This is a genomic window from Paenibacillus sp. sgz302115 (assembly GCF_056120445.1).
On sequence record NZ_JBVYOK010000005.1, the window covers coordinates 272,387 to 297,255 of the forward strand.

Below are 24,869 nucleotides of genomic sequence, written 5' to 3' on the forward strand. Positions count from 1 at the left end.
GGAATGGTATGACCATTAAACGGCGCTTGTTCATTTCAAATATCCTGATGATTATAATCCCTGTACTCATTTCCCTGCTTATCATCTTTGTCGGCGGAGAAATTATTTTTCGAGCCACGCAGGATAGCGTTCAAAAAGATAATCAATTCTATGACTCGCGCGGTGATCTAATTCAGCGGGCTAAGCAATTTCTTGAGGACGGAAACGAACAGGAACGGGAAAAAAACAAGGCAGCGCTGGAGAAGATATTGGAAAAAAATGAGCTGAGTCTGGATATTTACTCTTCTGAAAAGAGTCTTTACAGCTTCGGTACCCTTAACAGTCAGTATACCGGGGAGCTTACCAGGGCGATTTGGGCATTGCAGGGAGAGGGCTCCGCCTCCCTCAAAAACGAAGAAGCATACGCAGAGAAGATGAAAGTTAACGGCAAGACGTATACAGTGATCATTTTCAACATCATATCTGATTTCAACTATAAGGAGGTCCCGCCTGAGATCATTACGTTCGGCATTTTATTTCTGCTGGGCACCATAGCCGCGATTGTCTTAACGAACCGTTTTCTTACCCGGTTTGTGTTCAAGCGGATTAAGCAGCCCTTGGATACTTTGGTGGATGGCGTTCATCAGCTCAGGGACGGCAATCTGGATGTTAGAATCCGTTACGAGAACAAGGATGAATTCGCCTCCGTCTGCGAGGATTTTAATGATATGGCCGTACGCCTGAAAGAATCTCTGCAGCTTATACAGAAACAGGAGGAGAACCGGAAGGAGCTTCTTGCCGGAATATCGCATGATCTCCGCTCTCCGCTAACCTCTGTCCGGGCCTATTCAGAAGGCTTATTGGATGGTGTGGCCCAGACACGGGAATCTCAAATCAACTATATCCGCATGATTAAAACCAAAGCCGAGGACATCGACCGGATGGTGGCCAAAATCTTTTTATTTTCAAAAATGGACCTGGGGGATTATCCGTACGATCCGGAAGCCCTCGAAGTCAATCAGGAGATATTATCATTGGTTAAAGCTACGGCCGAAGAATATAGAGAAAACGGGCTGGAAGTGAGCATAACTGCTCTAGCGGACAATGTGCTCATCTTCGCAGATCCGGTACAGCTTAACAGCATTTTTACTAACATTCTGGAGAACAGCTTGAAATATAAGAATAAAGAGCAAGGTCATGTAAGCATACGTACTGAAGTCAGGGGCAGCGAAGTCTATATCTTTGTGTCCGATGATGGGCCCGGTGTGCCGGAGGAAGCCCTGGAGAAATTGTTTGACGTATTCTACCGCAGCGATCCTTCCCGCAAAAATCCCAATAAAGGCAGCGGATTAGGACTTGCGATAACGGCAAAGGCAGTGGACCGGATGGGCGGAAGTATTCATGCTGAGCCCTCTTCGGCAGGCGGTTTATGTATGGTGATCAAGCTGCCACTTCTAAGCAAAGGGGCTATAGCATGAAGAAAATATTAATTATTGAAGATGATAGTGCCATCGCTTCGATAGAACGTGATTATTTGGAGATTAACCAGTTTGCGGTGGAGATCGCGGAAGACGGGATAACCGGGGTAGAAAAGGCGCTATCGGGACAATTTCAACTCGTTCTGCTCGATCTGATGCTGCCGGGCGAAGATGGATTTTCCGTGTGCCGCAAGCTCAGAGACAAGCTCGACATTCCGATCCTGATGGTTACAGCCAAGCAAGAGGATATTGATAAAATCCGCGGTCTGGGACTCGGAGCCGATGATTATATCATCAAGCCTTTTTCCCCAAGTGAGCTGGTCGCCCGGGTCAAATCAAACCTGGCACAATATGAGCGCCTCAAAGGCGGAAATGTAACGATGGCCCAGAGCAGCAGCATTGAAATGGGCCCGTTCGTAATCAATACCCAGTCGCATAGAGCCTATCTTAAAGGCCGGGAGCTGGATTTGAAGAAAAAGGAATTTGATCTTTTATATTTTCTTGTAGTCAATGCAGACATCGTGTTCAGCAAAGATTCATTGTACGAGCGGATTTGGGGCTATGACGCCGTAGGCGATAATGCCACAGTAGCCGTGCATATCAACAGACTCCGCGACAAGATCGAAGAGGACCCGGGCAATCCGAAGTATATTCAGACGGTCTGGGGGGCGGGGTATCGGTTCAAGCCATGAGGCAATTGGCCTCTCGCTTACTATTGCTCCTTAAGCTCGAACTCCTCCAGGGTTTGGTGATTATTGCCTTAGTATAATGTGATTTTAGTGTTTTTTAGAGATATTTAGATGGTTTAACCCTAAAAGGTACCCATTATGCTTTTATTACGTTAATTTTAGGGTTATACTTGTTAAGAAAATGGTTTTTACATCTGCACTATAAAATTAATCAGATTAGGGGTGAGTACTATGAAATTAAGAGCAAGGGATGTTTTTATACCTGGTGCCTTCCCCAGATACACTTATATTTCGCGCCAATCTTCTGAATATGACTTAACATACGAATTTCGATTAACACAGTCTTTAAGCACGGTCGGCTTTCTTACTTCGATTGTTGGTCCCTCGAAAACGGGAAAAACCGTATTGTGTGAAAAAGTGATTGGACAGGATAAAATCGTAGACTTTACAGGAAATGACTTCAAAGAAACTGAGGACTTTTGGGTGACCATAGCCAGAAAAATTGGACTACCTCTAGAAAGCGGTCACACTGAGCATAGAACAATTGAAGGGCAAGGCATAGCGGGTACTACGGAGGGGATCGTATCTTCTGTAACAGAATCGTATCGCTCAAATAAAGATAAAGTCATTCAATATTTTATAGAAAAAGATTTGGTGCTTGTGTTGGATGATTTTCATTACGCTTCCCCTAGTATGCAATTTGAAATTGCTTATCAGTTGAAAGACGCCATCCGCAAATATTTCAGAACGGTCGTCATTTCTCTCCCCCATCGATCCGATGATGCGATTCGAAGAAACTCAGACTTAAGCGGAAGATTGAATCTGATTAATATTGAGCCTTGGAATACCGATGAATTGCGGGAAATTGCCGTAACGGGATTTCGTCAACTTGGTATGGATATAGATCCTGCTTTAGCTAATGACATGGCCCAGGAAAGTCTATCGTCGCCTCAGCTCATGCAATCTATTTGCTTAAACATTTCTCTTATTATGGATCTGGACAATAATGAAAATCTGGACAGACTCGACCATCCAATGCTTGAAAAAGCATATAAAATGACCTCCCTAAATCTTCTCTCTTACAAGGAAGTCGCAAGAAAGCTCAAAAATGGTCCTAACCCTAGAGGGCAAAAGAGAAAAACCTATCCTATAAGTGGTGTTGAACAAGCTGATATTTACGAATTGCTTCTAAAAGCTATTGCAGTCGACCCGCCGAAAGTTAGCCTTCTCACTGATGATATCAAAAGAAGAATTGATGATCTGTTAGGTGATGCTGTTGATAAGCCAGATCGTTTAAAGATCAAAAATACAATTGATCAAGTACAGTCGATTATTCAAGCCAGTGAACCGATGTATCAGGTATTCGAATATAAAGACGATGAAGTTTACATACTAGAACCTCTATTTTTGTTTTATTTGCGTTGGGGTAATCTTAGCTGAGTATTTACCGTCCGGGATTGTTGGAGAGGGGAATTTTCTTGGAAACGTTAACCGTAAGCAAAGCTGAGGCAATAAAAGTCATACAAGATCAGATTGACGAATGCCGGCAGATGACTCAGGATTTTCAATTTTCTTCATGGAAAATGAGTACCTGCACCCTTCTAGAACGCATCTTTTCCGATCAGAAAATTGCACAAGGATTAGCGTTAAAGACCTATTCGGGCAAAATTAACGAAGCTAGGCCACAAGGGATATCCTACTTAGAAACCTTGATTCGTAATATTAATCAAGGGCTATTCGATCCTATTAGGCCTCAAAATGAAATTGACAAAGAGCACTTCCATCTCATCATCCGTAGAATCCTTAATAATTTTTATAAGCATATCGAAGAAATGTACCAAAAGCCTGTTCATGGCAGAGGGACATTACAAACAGCCGATTTGAGTAAAATTATTCTCGGGAATGAGTATGATGTGCAGCGTATGCTTATTTCGTTAATTCGCCCTATTTTCCCTGATGCAAGAGTTGAAATCTATGGGGACGGAGGATATAAAAGCTATCGCTATGATATCATTTTGGATGCTTACGAGACTATTATAGAGGTCAAATGTTCTCGGCCATCAATGACTGAACGGCAACTCACTGAGGAGATCGGCTCTGACTCTTTTCATTATCAAGGAAAATACATATATTTCTTTATCTACGATAAGGATAAAGTAATTGGAAATGTTGATGCTTTCTGCAAAGCATATAGTCAGACACTGGATACCCATGATAAGCAAATTGAAACGTTTGTAATCCAGCCAATAAGTATATAAAAAGGATAAACAAAGCCTGGTTAGCTATGTTTCAAGCTAATCAGGCTCCATAATTCATCTCCTTATTGCATCGCCTTCGCAAGCCCGGTGAAAATAACGCCCAGTGCAAAAGCGCCCGCGTCGGGATAACCGAGGCTTCTCTCCCCGACTGTACCGGCTCTGCCCATTCGGGCTACGATGTCTCCGGTCTTCTCCGATCCTTCTACAGCGGCATTTGCTGCCTTGGTCGAAGCCGTGTGGAAGTCTTCGCCTTGATGTGCGCTGCGCTGCCACGATTCCGCGTAAGGAACCAGCGCGTCGATGAGCGTCTTGTCACCGACGACTGCCCCTCTGCCAAAGGCTCTCTCCCCTGTGTCTTGAATGCCCTTCACCGCAGCGCCCATCATATCGGCGAACTCTTGCATGGACAGCTCTGTCTTGGTCCCGGCATATTTGCCGGCAGCCCGGAAGCCTGATCCCCAGATCGGACCGGAAGCCCCGCCGCAATACTCCATAATAACCAGCGAGCAGGCATCCAGGAAGCTCCCGATATCCGAAGCGTGGTTTTGGACGATATCCGGCCATTCTGTCTTGAGTTGCTTGAACCCTTTGGCTACGCTCATTCCAAAATCACCGTCCCCGGCATGGGCGTCCAGCTCACAGAACGGAACCTCATTCTCAATAACGATTTCACTCATTTTATCCATACTGTAAATCAGATTGTTTAGAGAAAGCTTATTTCCTGTAATCTTTGCGTAATCGGCATTCGTCTCGCATTTGAAGGATACCGCCTGCTTCTGTTCCGGCTCCTTAACGGTCTCAATGTAGCTAACCGGCTCGAAGGGTCCCTGCAGGAACAAGGCGGGCGTGTGGCACTCGTCGGCGAGCAGCTCCTTCAATTGATCGTCCAGTTGCATGAGCGACAGAGATGCCCCTGCCATATCTATGCTCGTCATGAAATTACCAGCCAGCACGTTATACACTGTTACTTGTCTGGCCTGCAGTTCGCGCATTACCGAGTTGCTCAGCAAATACAATTCCTGAAGCGGGGTAGCCCCGAAGCCGTTAACCAATACGGTAACCTCCCGGACCGGATCACCGGCGGCACTTAAGTTTTCCAGCAGGGCAGACACCATTCGCTGAGCCAATTCATCGGCCGGCACCATAGGTTCCTTGCGGATACCCGGCTCACCGTGAATGCCGACCCCGTATTCCATTTCACTCTCCCCAAGCTGGAAGGTTGGCGTTCCCTTCGCCGGGACCGTGCAAGAGGTGAACGCGAAGCCGATGCTTCGGGTATGATCTATGGCCTTTTGAGCCGCAGCTTTTACCTCGCTCAAGGACATTCCCCGTTCGGCTGCCGCACCGGCGATCTTGTGCACCAGGACCGTTCCGGCCACACCTCTTTTACCTACAGTGTAGAGGCTGTCTTCAACGGCAATATCATCATCGACCTTCACATAATCGACCTCTATGCCGTCTTCGCCCGCAAGATAAGCCGCGTTTTTGAAATTCATCATATCGCCGCTGTAATTCTTGATAATTAGCAAGGTTCCCTTCCGGCCTGCCGTAGCGCGGATAGCCTGATACACTTGAATTTGTGAAGGGGAAGCGAAAATATCACCGCACACGGCAGCATCCAGCATCCCTTTTCCGACAAATCCGGCATGGGCCGGTTCATGGCCGCTTCCGCCGCCGCTGATTAACGTTACTTTCTCCTGATTCAGGTTTTTCTTCTGGATGATTTTGTACTTGCTGTTGAACTCCAGGCTTGGATAGGCCAGCACCAGCCCGCTGCACATCTCTCTGACCAAGGTTTCTGGCGTATTTATTATTTTTTTCATCTCATACCCCTTGTTCCTTCTTATAATTTTGTCCGAGCTGGTCGGCTACCCGAATGGCTGCGGCAACCGCTTCTGCCGTAACAGGGAAGGGCATCGAGTGAATCGACTCTTCCGGGATACAGGCTTTTTGGGCTACATTCAGCAGTTCTTCCTGCGTTACACTGTCCACTCCAATGTCGGCAAGGCAGACCGGAAGGCCGACGGCTGTGCAGAATTCCAGCACCTCGTTCAACTCGCTCTGGGGGGCATTCTCCAGCACCAATTGGGCGATGGTACTGAACGCCACTTTCTCGCCATGATAGTAGTGATGGGTTCCTTCGAGCGAGGTCAACCCATTATGAATGGCGTGGGCAGCCGCCAGGCCGCCGCTTTCGAACCCAAGACCCGACAAAAGAATATTGGCTTCAATAATATTCTCCAGCGCAGGCGTAACCAGATTGCAGTCACACGCTACCTTCGCATGTATTCCGTCCTTCAACAACGTTTCGTAGCAGAACTTAGCCAGCGCCAGCGCCGTATTCGTTCCCCTCGCCTCTCCGCACACACCTTCACGAACGCCGCAAGGCAGGCCAGCATTAACCTTCGAGTAGGAGCTTGAAGTCGCTCTGGCTTCAAAATAAGTGGAAAGCGCATCCCCCATACCAGCCACCAGAAATCTTGTCGGAGCATTAGCAATTACCGTTGTATCAATCATGACCACGCTTGGGCTTTGCTTGAAATAGGCGTAGTCATCAAACTGTCCTTCAGGTGTATACAGGACGGCTGAATGGCTTGTCGGCGCATCCGTCGCTGCTATTGTCGGCACGATAATCAAAGCTTCGCCTTCGGCTACGCATTTAGCAGTATCAATCGCTTTTCCCCCGCCCAGTCCAATCGTACAGGAGCAGGAATTCGCCCGGGCAAGCTCCTGAAGCCGTGAAACCTCCTCCCGTGAGCATTCCCCACGAAAATTACTTTCAACCAGTGTGATCTTAAATTTATCTGCGGTGTGGTCCAGTTTGGCTTGTACCCGCTTCACATCATCCGGGTGGGCGATCAGCAGCGCTGAATCTCCGAAGGTCTTAACGAAGTAACCCAAGTTAAACAGCTCATCTTCACCTTGCACATATTTGGTTGGGCTGATAAAAGCTTTTCTCATCGTAACTCCTCCTCATAATTCTGCTTTAGGTCAAGTATAGTCTGCCCATTGTCGGCAAGCATTGTACTTTACGAACTAATAAAAGCGTTTTCAGATTGTGTTTTCTTGTTATATACTCAATCAATAGTAGAATCTTGCACTTGATCCATGAAGACAAAGGAGCGTACACTCATGAGCAATCCGCTGTTCAACCTGGAGAACATTATTGATATCGAGAAATGGCATATGCTTCAGGACTCCCTTGCACTGGTCACCAAAATGGCGATTATTACCGTCAATTATAAAGGCGTTCCCGTAACCAAGCACAGCTACTGCCAGCCCTTTTGCCAGGGAGTGAGGAAGGATGATATGCTGTCGCCCTATTGCCAGAAATGTGACGCAAGAGGCGGACTTGAGGCTGTGCGGCTGAACGCCCCGTATATCTACAAATGCCATTTTGACATCATTGATATCGCCATCCCGATCATTATTGATAATCAATACATCGGGGCCATTATGGCCGGACAGATCAAGCTGCGCGATTCGGATGAACAGCTTGAGCGATTGGTCTCGCGGCCGCCGAACACTGGGGCAGAGAGCAAGTTCAAGGCGCTGGAAGAAGCATATGCGTCCCTGCCAACCTTGTCGTATACAGAAGTCTCGACCATCGCGGATATGTTATTTCACCTTTGCAATTACATTGTTGAAGAGGCTATAACTAAGAATACAACAATACAAATGTATAAAAAAATGGACCTCGCTCCTCCTTCCGGCCAAACCTACGACAATCTTCAAGCGATTCAAAGCGAGCTGTCCCATACGCTGGTTGAACATTCGCTTAAGGGGCTGACCCTCAAGCAATTCCGCCCATCCAACCCGCTGCTGCAGCCGGCCTTTGATTATTTCTATGAGCATAAGAATAAAAATTTCACCTTGCAGGAGATGGCCAAGCAATGCCATATAAGCCCCAGCTATTTCAGCCGGATATTCGCGAAGGAAACCGGGGAAAATTTCTCTTCCTTTGCACCCCGGCTGAAAATCGAGTGGGCCAAGCAACTGCTGGAGACTACCGACCAGCCCGTGAATCAAATCAGCGATGCGCTGGGCTTTTGCGATGCGGGATATTTTATTAAAACATTCAAGAAGTTCGAGCATCTCACCCCTGCCGTGTACCGGAATATGCACCGGAATCAACAGCTATAACTTCAACGCTTTAATTAATGCCTTGGCGGCCTTACGTACAGTTGGTTTGCCGTGGTCTGCATAGTCATGCGCTAACTGTAGAATCTCTTCAGTTAATGAGGGCGCACTTATCCCGGCGCTACAAAGTCCGGCAAGTGCCCGGCCCAAATGTTTGCCTTCCCAAACCTTCAGTGCCTCCCTTAAGTAGGGATAGACCAACAGGGCAGCTTCTTCGTTAGCTTTTGCCAAATTCCCCAAAGCTTCCACCGCGTAATCGCGTACGATTGTACTGGAGTCTTTCCGGATGATCTGAGCCAATTGCGGCAGAAGAACACTGGTTTTTTCCGGCATGAGTTCTATTGTCAAGGCAACAGCATGCATAGCCTCCCACCGTACTCTTGTCACTTTGTTAGACAGCAGCGGCACCAACAAGTCAATGTAGGGCGAAACCAGCTCAGGACGGCGCTCCGCCACTTTTGTCATTACCTCACAGCAGTCGCCAAGCAGTACGGCCCCTGTCCCTGTAAGTGCCTCAGCCACTTCCTCAAGCAGCGCCGGGTGATCCAGACATTGCTCGGTGACAGCTCGATTGGCTTCCTGAGACCGGTCGCCCACCTGTGAAGACATTTGATTTATGATTCCCATAGGCACATCCCCCAATCAATCTTTAACTGATATTTTATCGAAGCTTATTGACTCTCGTGTAACTTGAGGGTGTACGATTAATTCAACAAATATTTTCACTGGAAAATTATTAAAGGAGCGTACCATGTATTCTATAGGTGAGATTTCTAAAATCGTTAATATTTCCATAGAGGCATTAAGATATTACGATGAGATTGGTCTATTAAAGCCATGTCATATTAATAAAACAAATCGGTACAGATATTACTCACAAGACCAAATAAGGGATTTAATGTTCATTCTCGAAATGAAAGAATATGGCTTTAGTCTGGATGCTATACGCGAGCTATTATTTAGCAATAATCCAAGCAGGATCGAAGTGGCATTAAGGAACAGATCTCATGAGCTCAAAATGGAACACGATAAAATCATAAAAACCATACAGCATTTAGAGCGAAGGCTTGGAGTCCAACATATGAAGGAGACCACTGTTCTAATTGTTGATGATGTTCCTTTTATGCGTAATGTGCTCGGCGATATTCTCAATAAACACGGCTACACTGTTATAGGTCAAGCTTCTACTGGTGAAGAAGGGATTCTTAAATTCGACCAATTAAAACCGGATATTGTCATTATGGATATTCATATGCCGCCAGGACTTGATGGAATCCAAGCAACCAAAAAAATTATGGAGATCAATAATAAAGCTAAAGTATTAATGTGTTCTGCCAGAGGGCAGTTTGATAATATTCTGAGCAGCATATTGAGTGGCGCCCAAGCTTTTGTTGTGAAACCTTTTCAAACAGAATACTTGCTGGATGCAATGTTTGGACTGCTTCAGGAGGGATACAATTATAAAATCGATTTAGTCTCGAAATGGATTTCAGATGCTGACATAGCTACAAGGCACTCTGATGAGTCTTTATCACAAGAGGACATTAACAGATTATTAAACACCTGTTCCTTAAACGCATCTAATCTGAATGAACAACTGACTTAATGATTTGGAGATGATTATAATAGAAAATTATCATTGGAACAACAAGATTGAGTATTTAAAATCATCCAGAAAATCAATGTGGAATACGGATTACCTGGAATTTTTAGTGGAGCGGGTTTGGAAAATAAATCAGCCTGTCAACTTGGTCGATTTCGGTTGTGGAATTGGTTTCTTAGGTGCATTGTTATTACCGATTCTCCCGAAAGGAAGTACATATACAGGCATTGATAAAGGTAGACAACTGCTAAAAGAAGCAAAATCTATATTTGCCCAATCCCCTTATGAGACACATTTTATTGAAGCAGACTTAATTGATTATGTGCCTGAGGAAAAATATGATATTGCTATATGTCAGTGTGTACTGCAACATATTCCTGATGCAATAAAAATTCTAAATAAGATGAAAGCTTCAGTATTTTGGGGTGGTATGGTTATTTGCATGGAACTGAACCGGGATATTTCGAATGCAGGCTTGTATTTTGACGGTCTGGATTACAGTAAATTAAATGCGCTAGGTGTTGTGCAGAAATTGAGACGAATTGATTTTGAGAGGTGCGGCAAGGATTTTGGTATAGGAATTAAATTGCCATACTTCATGCAAAAGATTGAACTTGAGGATATCGGTGTGAGAGTGAATGATTATGTTAACTTTGTCAATCCATTGGGAAATAAGGCTGATCATCAAGTCAACTTAGAATCGTATTTATCAGCATATGCTACTGTGATGGAAATAAATGAAGGAAGTAAAGGCGCTTATGTAAGCGCCCTCATAGATCGCGGACTAAGTGAATCCGAGGCAATTTGTGCTTTTGAATGTGAGTTAAGTATCGCTAATTATATGACCATACATGGGGGTAAAGCATTTATTATGGACGTTACTGGTATGCTGATTTCATATGGAACAAAAAGAAACCACTCCTAAAAAGAAGTGATTTCTTTGTTCGCTTGCATATCCCTTATGAGGTGCGCTTTAACGTGCGGGTTGTGCGATGTGAGCTTTTTTTCAGCAGGACCTTCTTTACTGCATGTTTGCTCTTCTTGCGGACTGACCGCAGCTTCTTCGTTGCTGAGCGTTGTGTTTTTTTCTTCATTGCCAATTTACGTTTGAGCAGCTTCCGCCGCTTTATGGAACGGTATTTGGCGCGAAGCATTTTTTTCTTTTTAAATTTCAGTCTTAGTCTTAGCCGCACCCGTCTTAATTTCAGCCGTCTCAGCCGTAGTAATCTCCGGCGGCTCCGTCTGCGGGGCTTCACGGAAATAATCTCCGGGACTGCTAACGGGACTGGAGCTGCTGCCGGAACCAGAACTGCCTCGGGAACGTGAACCACCGCTTCAGGGGCCGGATTTACCGGAGCAGGCAGCTCCGGCGGCGCAACTGGAGGTTCTCCCTGCGGCATTGGGGCGGGATCAAGCGGGATGTTGACCGGCTCCGGCTCATATACCGTCTCACGTGCCGGCTCTCTGCCCCACGGGGTCATGGCCAGATATTTAGCGTATATCGGCGCTGCGGGTGAATCACTATCCCACCATTTTTCTTCCCCGGCGAAGTGAACGATTTTTTGAACCATGTCGAGTTCAGGTTTAGCGAACGTATTGAACCGCTGGTCCAGTTGCAAATAGTTAGAGCTGTAAATGGCATTCAGCACATCCTGATCCGGCATGGTCATCATTGGATGGACGCGCAGGAAATTGAGCATTTCTTCATACCAGGTCGGTTTATTGCGGATATTATTCAGATCAAACAGAATGACCCCTGAGTTGAAATACAGGTCCGCACGAAGACCAAGTGAATTAAAGTACTCAAGCAAATTTTCACCCTGATCCAGCACTGCGCCCAAATAACGGTCTCCAAGGTCGATGCTCCACAAATCGTTAATATCCATATTGACCAGGATGTCGCAGTCCAGATAAATAACCCTGTCTGCCTGAATAAATAACGGAAGCAACAAACGGTACATACTGGCTATGGTCCAATAGTTAATTTTATGCACACCGGAAGCAACCTCTTGCAAATCTCCAGGAACAGAAACATGGTAAAAATTAATGTTGTGATGAAAAATATCCACCATCTGCGTGAGCTTTGCCTTGTTCTCATCACTTAAGGTATCATCATGTACAATGTGCACATTGAGCGTCTGCTGGGTATTGCAAAAGATTGATGCCAGAACAACCCCCGCATGCTCCGTATACCTGCCGTCTTTGTCGTTAATCGTCAATAATAATTCAATCATCTTCAAGAATCACCTACCCCTAAAGTATTTTCTCCGCATAGTTGCCTGATGCATTAGACTACTTTAAGTGTATGTGTCCACCTGGATGAATGGATTGGACTAATCCCCAGTAAACATTTGATTATTATGAATCGTTTTGCGGGTCAGGATTTAATCTTATGACTGTAGCGCGATCGCCCAGGATATGACTGGCAGGCAGCTCCTGAGTTTCCTGCTCAGCCAGATGAACACGTGATCCAAATACACTTCCCTCCGCATGAACATGAGACAATGACACCCGATCCGTCAAAATGCTGTTGATCAGAATGCAATCCTCAACGACGCTATTCGGACCAATATACACATGCGGTCCAATGACACTGTTCTTTACGCGGGCGGTCGGATCAACTCTAACCGGAGGAATCCACTGCACCGAGCTGTCCTGCCCGGATGGCACTGCAAAGTTGTTCGGATCACGATCCATCTGGTACCGGTTCGCCCCAAGCCAGCGTTCATGGGTCCCGATATCAAAAAAGGGTGCAGCCGTTACACTGTACGCAACATGCCTGCCTTCAGAAATCAACATTTGAATGGCATCCGTCAACTCGTATTCGCCGCGCGGAGAAGGTGTAAGTCTCTCAATTGCCGGCCAGATCGCCCCAGTGAATACATATACACCAACAATAGCCAAATTGGATTTGGGCTGACGCGGCTTCTCTTCCAGACTGACAATCTGTCCATCTTCAATCATGGCGACTCCAAAGTGCTCCGGCTCCTTGACCTGCTGGAGCAGGATCGAAGCCGCAGATTTATCCTTGTCCAGGGATTGGATCAATGGCTCTAAATCCCCTTCATACAAGTTATCGCCAAGCATTAATAGAAAAGGGGAATCCGCCATAAAAGACTGCGCGCTGCGGACTGCATCCGCCAGTCCCTGGGCTTCTTTTTGCAGCAGGTAAGTTAAAGAGGCATTCCACCGCCCCCCGTCTCCGATCGTTTCCTGGATCTCTCCTTGCGAAGGGCTCACTACGATTCCTATTTCGGTAATTCCGGCAGCAACAAGCTTGTTAATAATAGAGACAAGAATATATTCTCCGTTAACGGGTAACATGCACTTCGGTTTGGTATACGTCGAAGGCTGCAGTCTCGTTCCTCGGCCAGCACACAAGATTAACCCTTTCATACACATGCCCCCTACCCTTAAATGAGTTCTTTACATTTTATGCACAAGCTATAAGAGTGCTTGGATGTATATCTAGCAATTGAAACCTATTAATCTATCCTTTATCAAATCTTTATTTACTCCTTCTATAATGGGGGCGAAAGTTGTACATAACCCATTTGAGGAGGAGCATCAATGTCTATGAAGTTAAACTGGAACCGAAGGGTAATCGTTATCTTATCCCTACTTCTGGTGCTGCTGTCCGGCCAAAGCGCTTTTGCAGGGAATGCACCGAAGTCCACTTCGAAGCCGCTGGCCTATGCGCATGAGATTAAGTCACTCAGCGGAGAGGACTATAGCGATTTGGCTTTTTTAAAGCCGCTTCTGGCTGGGAAAACGGTGGTCAGTCTGGGCGAGAATTTTCACCGGGTAGCCGAATATGCAAGTATGAAGACGAAAATGATTAAATATTTGCATGAAGAGCTGGGATTTGATGTTATTGCCTTTGAGTCGGGCCTCGGCGATGCCGAATTCATCAACAAACAAGCCGATCAAATGACAGCTACGAAGATGATGCAGTATTCCGTCCTGCCGGTCTGGCATTCCAAGGAGACACTGGAGCTGTTCAACTATATCAAGAAGTCTCGCAAGACAGCCAAGCCGCTGGAGCTGGCCGGTTTCGACAACCAGTTCACTTCGCCTTTGCTAACCTATGGAGTGAGCGACTTTATCTCCACACAGGACAAGGAGTATGGCAAAGCCTTTCAACAGTTTGATCTGCAGGCGATCACCGATTTCTATGAGATTATGAATAAATATGGTTTGGCTCCTGAGAACAAAGAGTATACACAGGGCATGGAACAAGTCATTCAGCGCAATGTGCCGGAATACGAAAATTATATCCAGTACATCAAGGAACGTCGGAAGCAGTTCGCGGCGGCGTATCCAAAAGATCCTTATATCGTCGATGTTGTTCTGAAATCGCTGGAGGACCGGGTGCAATTTTTGCAGAATGGCTTGATTACCAATGTGCAGGAAGCCTACGAGTCGCGCGACCGTGCTATGGCAGAGCATGTGGAATGGCTGATGAAGGTCAGATATCCGGGCAAGAAGGTTATTTTGTGGGCACATAACGATCACCTTGCCAAGAACACCTCGGACATCCGGGTGCTGGAGAACGGCAAATGGGTGGGCAGCTTCAAGAGCATGGGAGAGCTGCTGCACCAGAAGCTCAAGGATAAAATGTATGTCGTCGGCTTCTTTATGAACAGAGGCAAGACAATTTCGCTCACAAGCATGAAGCCATTTTCAATTAACCCGATGCCAAAGGGCAGCCTGGAGCAGACCGTTATGCAGTCCGGTTACAAAAATACGTTCGTCGATCTATCCGGCCACAATAAGGCAAAAGCGGCTAATAGCTGGATGTTCAAGCCGATCTATGCCGCTGAAGACGGGATGACCAGCGAGATCATTGCTCCGATGTCGATGAAGTTTGTCCCGAAGGAGCAGTTCGACGGCCTGATGGTTATCGACCGGATCAGCACTCCGACTCCTGCGTATTAGAAGCTGGAATGGATCATTAAAAATAACAGCCGCGCCATATACCCTACGGTACATGACGCGGCTGTTTTGTCTGCCTATGGCAGATGTCAGATGTTAGATCAAGCCTGCCTGCTTCAACAGCTTCTCTATAATTGAGGCTGCTTCAGCTCTGGTTGTAAGACCGGTTGGCGCGAGCAGCTTGGCGCTTCTTCCAGATATTAAGCCCGCGCTGATGCCTGCGGCAAAGCCGCTCTTGGCATATTCCGCAATGCTGCCGGTATCGGCAAAAGGCTTCAGCAGCCGCTGCTTCTCGGCTTCCGCCAGCTCAGTCTGCAAGCCTGCGAGCTTCATTGCTCTTGAGAGAATCGCCATCATCTGCTGGCGGCTGATCGGCTCCTGCGCTCCAAAGCTGCCATCCGGGTAACCGGACACCAGACCGTATGCAGATGCAGTCCGGACAGAAGAAGCATACCAGGCTCCGGTACTTACATCGCGGAAGGTGGTGCTCTCTGCCGCAGCAGTTCCTCCGAGACCAAGCGCCTTCACGATCATAGCCGAAAATTCCGCCCGGGTAACCTTGCGCTCCGGCTCAAAGCTGCCTTCACCATTGCCGCCCACAATCCACCGGCCTGCAAGGTCCGCGATGGCTTCCCGGGCCCAATGGGTCTGGACATCACGGAAAGAGGTTTCCGTCCGGGCCGCGACTACGGCGAACATGCCGTTGCCGGACAAGCTTTTGATCACTGCCGTCAAGCTGCCGGCGTTCTCGGCGATCCGGGTTGGCAGCGGGCTCACACTTCCGTCCGCCGCAACTCTGACGCCAATTGCACTCAAGCCATTGGCAGATTTAGGTAAAGTGATCGTCCGTTCCACATAAGCGTTAAAACGTTCGATCTCCTTCGTCTGGTCTCCAGCCGTGTACACGGCCCGGAATACAGACGGCTTCACCAGGAAGGAATACGGTCCCGCTGCCGCCGCTTGCTCCAGCAGCTTCGCCTTTGCCTCATCCGGCGATGCGATCTCAAGCTGCACCGCAGCCTGATCACCCGCCGGCACTTCCAGCAATGCGGCTGGAACGCGGAAGGCTTCGGCGCCGGTATCCACCCGGATCACAGCTTTGCGTTCAGCCATCAGCTTGACCAGCTTGCCGCTCAGCTCTACTTTATTCACATCGGTCTTTTTACTGAAGACGATGGAAATATCGGCTTGGCTGCCTGTGTCCTGCAGCAGCTTCATCAGAGCCGCTTCATCGACATGAATAGTGGTCGTTGCTCTGCCGCTCTCGGTTGTATTCTTCTCCTGCGCAACCGCCTGGGATTTGCCGTTCACCAGGATTTCGAACGCGGTATTCGCCGCTGGCAGAATACCGCCACCGCCGGCAGTTCCACCCGCTCCGCCACCCGGGCTTCCTCCACCGCCAGTGCCTCCGTTGCCTCCATTACCACCATTACCTCCATTGCCGTTCCCGCCGTTATCGCCAGGCTCCGGCAATTTCTTGAACTCTCCAGTGAACAGTTCACTGTCGTTCTTGCCGTCAACTACCGTCACCGCTTTGATTACAGCGGAATTGCTTAACGGAACAGGCTTGGTATACACCGGCGAGTCCTCGGAAGGAATCGAGCCATCGACCGTGTAGTGAATTACCCCGGCAGCTTCACTGCTCTTAAGCACCACTTCGGTTTTGTCCTTGAACTCAAGAGCGGTGGTGCTTGTAGGCGCAGCCGCAGTTTCATTGTAAGCGAACGGCTTTTTGTTGATCACGATCAGACGGCTCTGGCTGCTCTTCGATGCTGTCAAATAAATGAGGCCTGCTTCTGTCTTAACCTTCCAATCCATTGCTGCGTCAGGTGTAGGCGTATAGCCGCTTCTCACCTTGTAGGCCGTATCGCCATCCGCCAGCACAACCGCCACAGTGGACAGGTCACTGTCCAGCGATCCTGAGAAATGGGCAAGCTGCGGATAAAATCCCGGAACAGCCGTCCACTCGGAAGCCTTCAGCCCTTCAGGCAGCAAGCCCCCTGTTAGCCGTGTGGTTTTCAACCCTTCGGCTTGTCCTGCCGCTCCTTTGGTTTTGCTTCCCTGGAAGGTGTAGTACGCTACCGGGAACTGAAGCATCTGAACGTCAAAGAAGTTATTGGCCAGATCCGTGTCTTTGCCTGTCTGTCCGGCAATGCCGCCGGCAAAGGTTCTGTCTTTGACCAACTGTCCATTAACACTGGCTACAGCCTGTCCGCCGTTCACATTGGCAGAGAGTGTTCCCGCCGCAGCTGTACCTGCGATTCCGCCCGCCCAGGCATGCTCCTTGCCGACGGCCTCTATGCTTCCTGTGTTATAGCTGGCGGCAATGGTCCCCGTGCTTGTTCCGGCGATGCCGCCGGCACGTGAATCCTTAGCCGTCGCGGTAACATCGGAGTAAGAGAAGCTTCCGCTGATGGAGCCTTCATCTCCGTTCTGTCCGGCAATGCCGCCGGCTGCGCCGCTTCCGTCAGCAGTTGATGCCGTGACCACAGCTTTTGTGAAGGAGGTCTCAATGCTTCCTCCATTGAGCCCCGCAATACCTCCCGCCGTGGCCGGGGAACTGATGGTCAGACCCTTCACAGCGATTTTTTCCATCTGGCCGGTATTGCTGCCTGCTGCTCCCCCGGCAGTCTCTTTGCCGGCAAGCTTCAGGTTCTCTACAATAATCCCGCTCATCCGGCCCTGATTGTCACCGGCAACGCCGCCAGCCGTCGTGCCTGACACACTGCCGCTGCTCACGGTCACATTCTCGATAATCCCCTTAGAATGGTTCACCCCGGCAACCGCGCCGGTGTTAACTCCTCCGGGTACCATCGCATCTTGCAGCTTCACGTTGGTGATAGTACCGTTATTGTCGGCAATCAGTCCATACCGCTCAAATTGCTCATAAGGATGATTCAATCCCGAGATCATATGCTGTTTGCCATCCAGCACACCGTTGAAGCTTTGTACAGGTATCCAATTTTTGCCGGCCAGTGAAATATCGGCGGTCAGCACGATGCTGTCTATATTCAGTGGTGCAGTTGCAGCCGGATCGAACAATGCATGCACGGAAGCCCCGTTATCATTCAGGAGCGCCAGCCCTGCCAATTCTTCCCCGGTGCCTGCTGCAAACTCGGTCTGATTCTTGGCAGCCCGGGTAATGAAGCCCAGATCAGGCGAGAACCGCCAGTTAGATATGCCCACCAGCACCGGAGCGTAAGGCTGCTCTCCTGTGGCGAAGCTCCAGACCGGATTATCGCCCGAGAACTTCCAGCCGTCCGGCTTATTGTAGCCCGTAAGGGACAACTGCTTCAGATTGGCGCTTTGTCCGCTGCTGTTGATATCGTGCTTGATTGGCGTCAGATTTCCCTCATACAAGGAATTCTCTACCAGACCATTACGGAAGTTATACCCGATAAAATCGCCCATGTACGAGTTGGAGCCACCGGCCACAGCCGAAACCTCTGACACCCGCTCATAGACCCGGGACAGGCTGCCGTCATTGTATCCAGCGAAGCCGCCGGCATAAGAACGGGTTGCCCCGTTGCTTCCGGCAACCTTCACGTGTTCCTGGGCTGCATACGAATCTTCAATGGTGCTTCCTTGGTAGATGACCCCGGCGAAGCCGCCGCCTCTGGCATCAAAAGCCGTGTTGGACACGTTCCCCGATGCGTAAGCCTGCTCAATGTGATATTTGTTGACCGTACCAGCGAAGCCTCCGGTATAGACCCCCGCCGCGCCGCTGGCCGTAATCTGGCCTGCCGCATACGCCGCCGAGATTGTGCCGCTTTGGGCCTCTCCCAAGAGACCGGCGAAGCCGCCCGCATAGATGGTGAAATACGGATTGGCACTCTCTATCTGGATGGCTGGTGTGGCCGAGGAAGTATGAATATCAGTTCCGTCCGCCAGGCCAACGAACCCGCCAGCATGAGCGTAGGATGCCGTTCGGCCAGCGGCGACGCTCTCACCGATAACAATCGGCAGATTGTTCGCCGTTTGCGCCCGAGCGTAGGAGATGCTGCCGCCGGACGATTGCCCTACCAGACCGCCCACATTGTAGTTCGTGCTGGCTTCGGTCTGAATGCGGCTTGCTGCGTCGACTCCGACCATCCGGCTGTCTTTGGCATAGCCTGCTGCTCCCCCGGCCGTCGCTGTTTTCCCGCCGCTCAGCTCAAGTGAGACCGCTGAAGTGGAGTTATACAGAGAGACGGAATCCATCTTGCCGGCAATGCCTCCGGCGTACAGCTCCGCGGTTTGACCGGCAGCATTAATGGAGATAGATCCTGCCGGAAGCTTCGCTTCATACACGCCCGGGTATAGCGGAACGAGCAGTCCGAAGTCCAGCGGAGTGTCTCTCTTGGCAGATTTCAGCGTTCCGGCTACCCCGCCTGCCGTAAGCACGCCGGTTGACGCACTTACCTTAATCTGCGGAGAGGACTCCAGACTGTACAAAATGGAGTCCGTAGCCTGGCCGGCGATGCCGCCAACTGTGGCATTGCTGCCTGTTGCTGAAAGGCTGCCGCTGAATACAGCCTTCTTCAGTGCGGTATTGGTCAGCTTGCCGGCAATACCGCCCTGCAAAGCTCCATCGCCTGTTGCGGCAACAGTCACATCCCGGACCTCCACCGCTTCGATGTCAAATGCGCTGTTGCCAAGGCCGGCTTTGACACCGACAATGCCACCGATAGCCGCGCTGCCGGTGATCGTCGCAGCAGAGGTATGGTTCCCCAGCACCTTGGCGTTGCGGATAACCTGCCCTGCAGCCGAACGGCCGAACATCCCTCCGGCAACAGAGCCTGCGCCCGAGGCCTGTACGCCTCCCCCGGACAAGCTGACGCTGAGGCCATCGGCTGTTCCCGGCTCTGCCACACCGACCAGACCACCCGCTGCACTGTCCGCCCCTGCGGCAACAATCCCGCCGCCATCCTGAATAACAAGGGACGCTGCTGCGAGATTGCCATCCAGTCTTCCGGCCAGACCGCCCACAGCCGCATTGCTGCCTGTCGCTTCTACTGTTCCGGCTCCCACAGTCACGCTGCCTTCGTTAAGGCCGGATAAGCTGTCGCCGATCAGGCCGCCCACATACGCCCCGTCGGCGCTACTAGTTACTCCGCCTCCGCCACTGACAGACATGGACAGGCCGGACACCTGGCCTTCATTGCGGCCGATCAGACCGCCCACAGTCTTCCCGCCGGCAACCTTGGCGCTGCCGGACAAGCTGCCTGCTGCCTGCTCAACCTTGCCCAGATTCAATCCCGCCAAAGCTCCGGCATAGCTGCTGCCGGTTACCGCCAACGGCGCTACTGTAACTTGCTGGACAACAGCATCGCTTCCAAGGACGCCGAACAGCCCCGCATACTCAGCTTCATTTACTTTGAAATCGCTGATCAAATAATGATTGCCGATAAAGGTTCCTTCAAAAGCATGCGTCACATCCGCCCCGATAGGGGTCCACTGAGAAGCGCTCACACGGATTGGTCCTGTCAGCTCCACCGTTCTGCCGAGGAAGCTGAACGGTGCGACATCCGCCGCCGTACCGTTTACGATTGCCGCCAGACCTGTAAGCTCTTCTTCGGTCTTGATGGTAAAACGCAGCGCCTCCGGATTTCGTGTATACCAGTTCAAATTCAAGCTTGGCGTCTCGCCGCCCCCATCTCCGCCGTCAGCATTAAGGTTTAGCTCAGGGTACTTATATCCCGCACCATCCGAACTATACCGCCAAGGCGAGCCGCCAAATGCCCAGCCGGACAATGCCGGAAAAGCCTTGCGGTCAGCCAGGGCAGAGGAGAGGAGTGGACTCAGACGGGCGTAATTGTTCAGTTCATTATAGGTTCCCCCGCCAAAATCCAGGACTCCGCTGTTGATGCCGAGGCTCTCATCCTTGACATAATACGCATCATCAATGAGATTCTTGCTTGCGTTCGCATAGTACCCTGCGAAGCCGCCAGGATACGCGCCTTTATCTCCGGTGATCCGGCCGGCTGAATAGCTGCTTGCCACCGTCCCTGACGTTATCCGTCCGATCAGGCCGCCGCTGTACGAGCCCTTTCCGCTGGCCGATACATCCTTGCCTGCGTAAGAGTTGCTAATCGAACCGGAATGGTCGCCGACCAGACCGCCCACATACGTATAGGCTCCGCCCGCTGTTATTTTTGACAACGTGTAGCTCTTATCCACACTGCCGCTGTTTCTGCCGATCAGACCACCGAGAAGAGCATAGCTTCCCGCAGTACCCGAAAGGCTGCTCTTCAGATCGTTTTCAATATAGGAGGAGACTACCCGTCCGGTGTTCTCTCCTGCAAGTCCTCCGATGACCGAAGACACGCCGCCCGCAGTCAGGACCGCATTGGAATACATGTAGTACATCGTTCCCGTATTTCTGCCGATGAGACCGCCAACCAGACCCTTGTCGCCGTCAGACAGAACAGGCAGCGATTCGCTGATGTTGTTCTTGGCAACGACGCTCCGGTTCTCGCCGACGAGGCCGCCGGTTACCGCAGAAGCTCCGTGTACCGTAATGCTTCCGAGCATCTTGCTGCCCTGAATGGAGCTTATGGCTGAAGGAACCGCCACAGCAGGAGCTTCATCGCTTCTGGCATCATTCAGGCCGACCACGCCGCCGGTAATTGAAGCAGCAGCAGTTGCTGGCAAGAGAATCGTGAGAGATGCCATCACATTATCCTTCAGGACTCTTGAAGCAGCCGACTGTCCGTATCCGGCCACGCCACGGTTATAGCCAGCCACTCCGCCCACAGTAGCTCCGCTGCCCTTCAGCGTAAGCTTAACAGTAGAACCGGACATCTGCCCAATCGAGCTGTCCACGTTGTAGCCTACGATGCCGCCCGCATAAAGCCCGGCCGCCGATTCAGCGCCGGTAAGCAGCAAGTTCTCTACTCCAGGCTCAGCCGCGCCGCCGCCGGAGATGACTGCATTTTCCGTCCGCCCGGCCAAGCCTCCGGCTTTAACGCCGCTGCCGGACACATTCAGCATGGCATAGTCCGGGAGGACTCCTCTGACCACAGAGCGTTCTACGTCCGCGCCGATCATCTGGCCGGCCAGCCCGCCAATCATGCTGTCCGCACCTGCTGCGCTGAGCACCGGACTCTCCACAACCACACTCCGGATCGCAGAGGCGTTGCTGTCCCCCACAATGCCGCCGATTCGTGCGCCGCTTGCCGCTGCCGTAGAGGTTACCGTCAGCCCGGACACATTGCTGTCCGTTCCGTTGCCGCTCACAGCAGCTCCGGCACCGGCTCCTCCGGCCACGCCGCCCACAGCGATGTCCGGTCCTTCTGCGGCAAGCCGCAGCTTACCGTCTCCCGGAGCAACGACAGGGCTTGCGATGGCGCCTGTTGTAAATCCGGCTACCCCGCCCATTCGGCTGGCAGCCCCAGCGGCATTGATGGTTATATCCGTCGCTGTCAGTGCCGTCAACTGGCCGCTGTTTCTGCCTACGATTCCGCCCAGGTCAGAATGATCGCCCTTGGCGTCAATGGAAATCCCAGATACCGCAAGCAGGATTTCCGAATCAAGATCGAGGCTGTTGTCCCCGATTACACCCCCGGCTGCACTCTGGGCTGCCGCCGAAGCAATCGTTATATTCCGAATGTCGAAGGGTTTGCCCTGCACACTTGCCGCAGCGCCGGAAGCGAGCTTGCCCGCCAGACCGCCCAGACTGGAAGCAAGGGCTTGCGGTCCTGCCGACAGGCTGATTCTGTGGGCGGCAGCCGGTCCCAGCACCAGGGTGCTGCGCCCTTCGCCAACAACACCGCCCGCCGCCGAATCAGTTGCATCTGTGAAGATGCGCAGACTGTCGTTGCTGTCAGAGTCCGCATCGCCTATCACCGCATCCACGATGCGCCCGTTAGCCGTACCCGCGATACCGCCGGCCGACCCGCCGGTCCCCGAGGTGCGAATTTCTGTATATTTAACCGCAGCAGACTGAATGGTGCCGTCTGCATAACCCGCTACGCCGCCTGCATCCCCACTCGACTGAATGAGGGCTGGCTTCTCGGCTGTGCGGCCAATTATCGCATTAACAATGGTGCTGCCGCCCGTGATATAACCGGCCACGCCGCCCGTATGAACGCCGCTACCGCCGGATACCTTGATCTCCCCGTCAAAAACGGAATTTTCGATCACGCCGCCAATACCGTAATACCCTACGATACCGCCTGTATACACCTGGCTATCAGCGCCGGAAGCGGCGGAAGCCACCGTGATTTTGCCGCTGTAGGATTCCTCCGTTATCCCGGAATCGCCATCGGATACACGCCCGGCAAAACCGCCGGTATACAGTCTTTCAGCTCCCGTAACCGCAATATCCCCCTTGCTGGAGACATTGCCCGCCGCCTTGAGGTAGTTCCGATTGGAGATAATGCCGCCCGTATACACCTCGGAAGCCGTTCCGGATACGGTAATGCCGCCGGTATTGCCATACGCTTCAGGCGCATTGCTGTGAAGCAGCAGGCGCTGGCCCGTGAAGCCGACCAACCCTCCCGTATACACGCCAATACCCGAAGCGTCAACCTGGATCGCCGCCTGATTCTTCGCGGCTGCTTGGAACGCAGCCGTTCCCACAACCTTGCCGGCTACGCCCCCGGTGTACACCTCAGATGTACCGCCCGCCGTCAGAGGCGAGCTGTTGACCACACTCTGTCCCCAGGTGAAGTCGCCGTCCACGCTGCCGACGATGCTGCCGGTGTACGCCCCGGTGCCTGCCTTATTGACGATGGCAGGAGCGGTCTGCACAAAGGGAATGGATAAATTCAGCCCTCCGGTATTTTCATACGCGCCGACCAGACCGCCCGCAGATACGCCCGCAGTCGCGGTACCGGAATTTACAAGGATCTCCCCGGAGTTCGAGGTCTGGGCGGAGAAGGTGACATCGGTTTCCGCCGCCACCCGGCCCATGATCCCGCCGGCAGACCCGCTCCCTACGCTCAGGAGAGTAATCTTTCCGCTGTTGCGCATGAAGGTATCTTCATCCGCCATGAACAGCGGCGCGGAAGCCAGGCCGACAATGCCGCCCGCATCCGCCTTATAGACGCTGCCCGATACGCTTACCGAACCGGTATTCTCGTTCTTCTTCAGTGTCAGGACGCCATTGGTTGAAGCCACAACACCCCCGGCCATGCCCCAGTAAGAACCGCCAAGCGCGATACTGCCGTGATTGGCCACATTGGACAGCAGCCCCGAGCCGCTGCCGACGATCCCGCCGGCATACACATTGCCCGTAACTGTTCCTGTCACTTGAATGGATACCTCGCTGGTTACATCCAGGATGGTACTGTCTTCATCCATGTAACCCGCGATACCGCCTACAGCCGCATTTCCGGCAACAGTAGTCTGAATGCTGCCCGATAGCGTAAACCGGCCGACCGTGGCCCCGCTCATGCGGCCGATCAGCCCTCCGTATACGCTGTCCGTAACGCTCAGGCCGGTCAGCGCCGGGTTAAGCCCGGCCTGGCCGATAAGAATTCCCCTGAACGGATGCTCGCCGTTGCCAATGGGCACCCAATCATAGTCAGCCAATGACAGAGAACCTGAGGCTGCGATTTGAAGTGTTTTGCCGCTGAAATCGGTAGTGCCGTCATTGACCAGCTTGGCGACTCCCGCCAGCTTGGCCGCCGAATCAATGATATACGTAGAATAATTCGTATCATACCAGCTTGTATCCGCGTGATCCCCCCAGCTTCCGCCGCTGGCATCCGCCGGATTACCGGCGGGCAGCAGTGGAACCAGCAGCAGCACGCAGCATAGCAGCTTGATCCATTTTTTCGCAAATAGCATAGGTCACCTTCTC

14 protein-coding genes are annotated in these 24,869 nt (G+C 51.1%); 8 read left to right on the forward strand and 6 right to left on the reverse strand.

All coding sequences use genetic code 11. The annotated features are described in order from the left end of the window. Positions 1–8: 8 nt before the first annotated feature. From AC0LWN_RS13250 to AC0LWN_RS13265, 4 genes are all read left to right on the forward strand, one after another. Positions 9–1,457 (forward strand): sensor histidine kinase, encoded by a 1,449-nt coding sequence (locus tag AC0LWN_RS13250; protein WP_474665972.1) that lies wholly within the window; start codon positions 9–11, stop codon positions 1,455–1,457. Then, positions 1,454–2,149 carry a response regulator transcription factor gene (locus AC0LWN_RS13255; RefSeq protein ID WP_458965017.1) on the forward strand — a complete coding sequence of 232 codons (696 nt, stop codon included), beginning with the start codon at positions 1,454–1,456 and terminating at the stop codon, positions 2,147–2,149. Before AC0LWN_RS13250 ends, AC0LWN_RS13255 begins: the two co-directional genes overlap by 4 nt. Positions 2,150–2,377: 228 nt before the next feature. Then, a complete protein-coding gene (locus tag AC0LWN_RS13260; protein WP_474665975.1) occupies positions 2,378–3,586 on the forward strand; it encodes an AAA family ATPase in 1,209 nt (402 codons plus the stop codon). Between the two features lie 38 nt (positions 3,587–3,624). Further along, on the forward strand, positions 3,625–4,404 hold the full coding sequence (locus tag AC0LWN_RS13265; RefSeq protein ID WP_474665977.1) for a PD-(D/E)XK nuclease domain-containing protein: 780 nt from the start codon (positions 3,625–3,627) through the stop codon (positions 4,402–4,404). Between the two features lie 62 nt (positions 4,405–4,466). Here AC0LWN_RS13265 and dhaK read toward each other — a convergent pair whose 3' ends face one another. Then, positions 4,467–6,227 (reverse strand): dihydroxyacetone kinase subunit DhaK, encoded by a 1,761-nt coding sequence (gene dhaK / locus AC0LWN_RS13270; protein WP_474665979.1) that lies wholly within the window; start codon positions 6,225–6,227, stop codon positions 4,467–4,469. A gap of 1 nt (position 6,228) precedes the next feature. Continuing rightward, positions 6,229–7,365, reverse strand: a complete 1,137-nt coding sequence (locus tag AC0LWN_RS13275; protein WP_474665981.1) for a glycerol dehydrogenase — start codon at positions 7,363–7,365, stop codon at positions 6,229–6,231. 171 nt (positions 7,366–7,536) lie between these two features. On the opposite strand from AC0LWN_RS13275, the gene AC0LWN_RS13280 reads away from it, so the two are divergent. Continuing rightward, positions 7,537–8,547: a PocR ligand-binding domain-containing protein gene (locus tag AC0LWN_RS13280; protein ID WP_474665983.1), complete on the forward strand. Its 1,011-nt coding sequence runs from the start codon at positions 7,537–7,539 to the stop codon at positions 8,545–8,547. On the opposite strand, the gene AC0LWN_RS13285 is transcribed toward AC0LWN_RS13280, so the two are convergent. Further along, entirely contained in the window at positions 8,542–9,171 is a 630-nt protein-coding gene (locus AC0LWN_RS13285; RefSeq protein ID WP_474665985.1) for a hypothetical protein, read from the reverse strand. The two genes, AC0LWN_RS13280 and AC0LWN_RS13285, sit on opposite strands and share 6 nt — an antisense overlap. 124 nt (positions 9,172–9,295) lie before the next feature. Here AC0LWN_RS13285 and AC0LWN_RS13290 point away from each other — a divergent pair, with 124 nt between their 5' ends. Together AC0LWN_RS13290 and AC0LWN_RS13295 are read left to right on the forward strand one after the other, a co-directional pair. Beyond that, a complete protein-coding gene (locus AC0LWN_RS13290; RefSeq protein ID WP_474665987.1) occupies positions 9,296–10,150 on the forward strand; it encodes a response regulator in 855 nt (284 codons plus the stop codon). Between the two features lie 10 nt (positions 10,151–10,160). Next, a complete protein-coding gene (locus AC0LWN_RS13295) occupies positions 10,161–11,072 on the forward strand; it encodes a class I SAM-dependent methyltransferase (protein WP_474665989.1) in 912 nt (303 codons plus the stop codon). Between the two features lie 34 nt (positions 11,073–11,106). On the opposite strand, the gene AC0LWN_RS13300 is transcribed toward AC0LWN_RS13295, so the two are convergent. Continuing rightward, positions 11,107–12,381, reverse strand: coding sequence for a glycosyltransferase family 8 protein (locus AC0LWN_RS13300; RefSeq protein WP_474665991.1), 1,275 nt, complete (start codon positions 12,379–12,381; stop codon positions 11,107–11,109). Between the two features lie 124 nt (positions 12,382–12,505). After that, entirely contained in the window at positions 12,506–13,543 is a 1,038-nt protein-coding gene (locus AC0LWN_RS13305; RefSeq protein WP_474665993.1) for a sugar phosphate nucleotidyltransferase, read from the reverse strand. Between the two features lie 174 nt (positions 13,544–13,717). On the opposite strand from AC0LWN_RS13305, the gene AC0LWN_RS13310 reads away from it, so the two are divergent. Further along, the gene (locus AC0LWN_RS13310; protein ID WP_474665995.1) at positions 13,718–15,085 is read left to right on the forward strand and encodes an erythromycin esterase family protein; all 1,368 of its coding nucleotides are present in this window, start codon (positions 13,718–13,720) and stop codon (positions 15,083–15,085) included. A 93-nt stretch (positions 15,086–15,178) separates the two neighbouring features. Here AC0LWN_RS13310 and AC0LWN_RS13315 read toward each other — a convergent pair whose 3' ends face one another. After that, positions 15,179–24,856, reverse strand: a complete 9,678-nt coding sequence (locus tag AC0LWN_RS13315) for an S-layer homology domain-containing protein (protein ID WP_474665997.1) — start codon at positions 24,854–24,856, stop codon at positions 15,179–15,181. Positions 24,857–24,869: the final 13 nt, after the last annotated feature.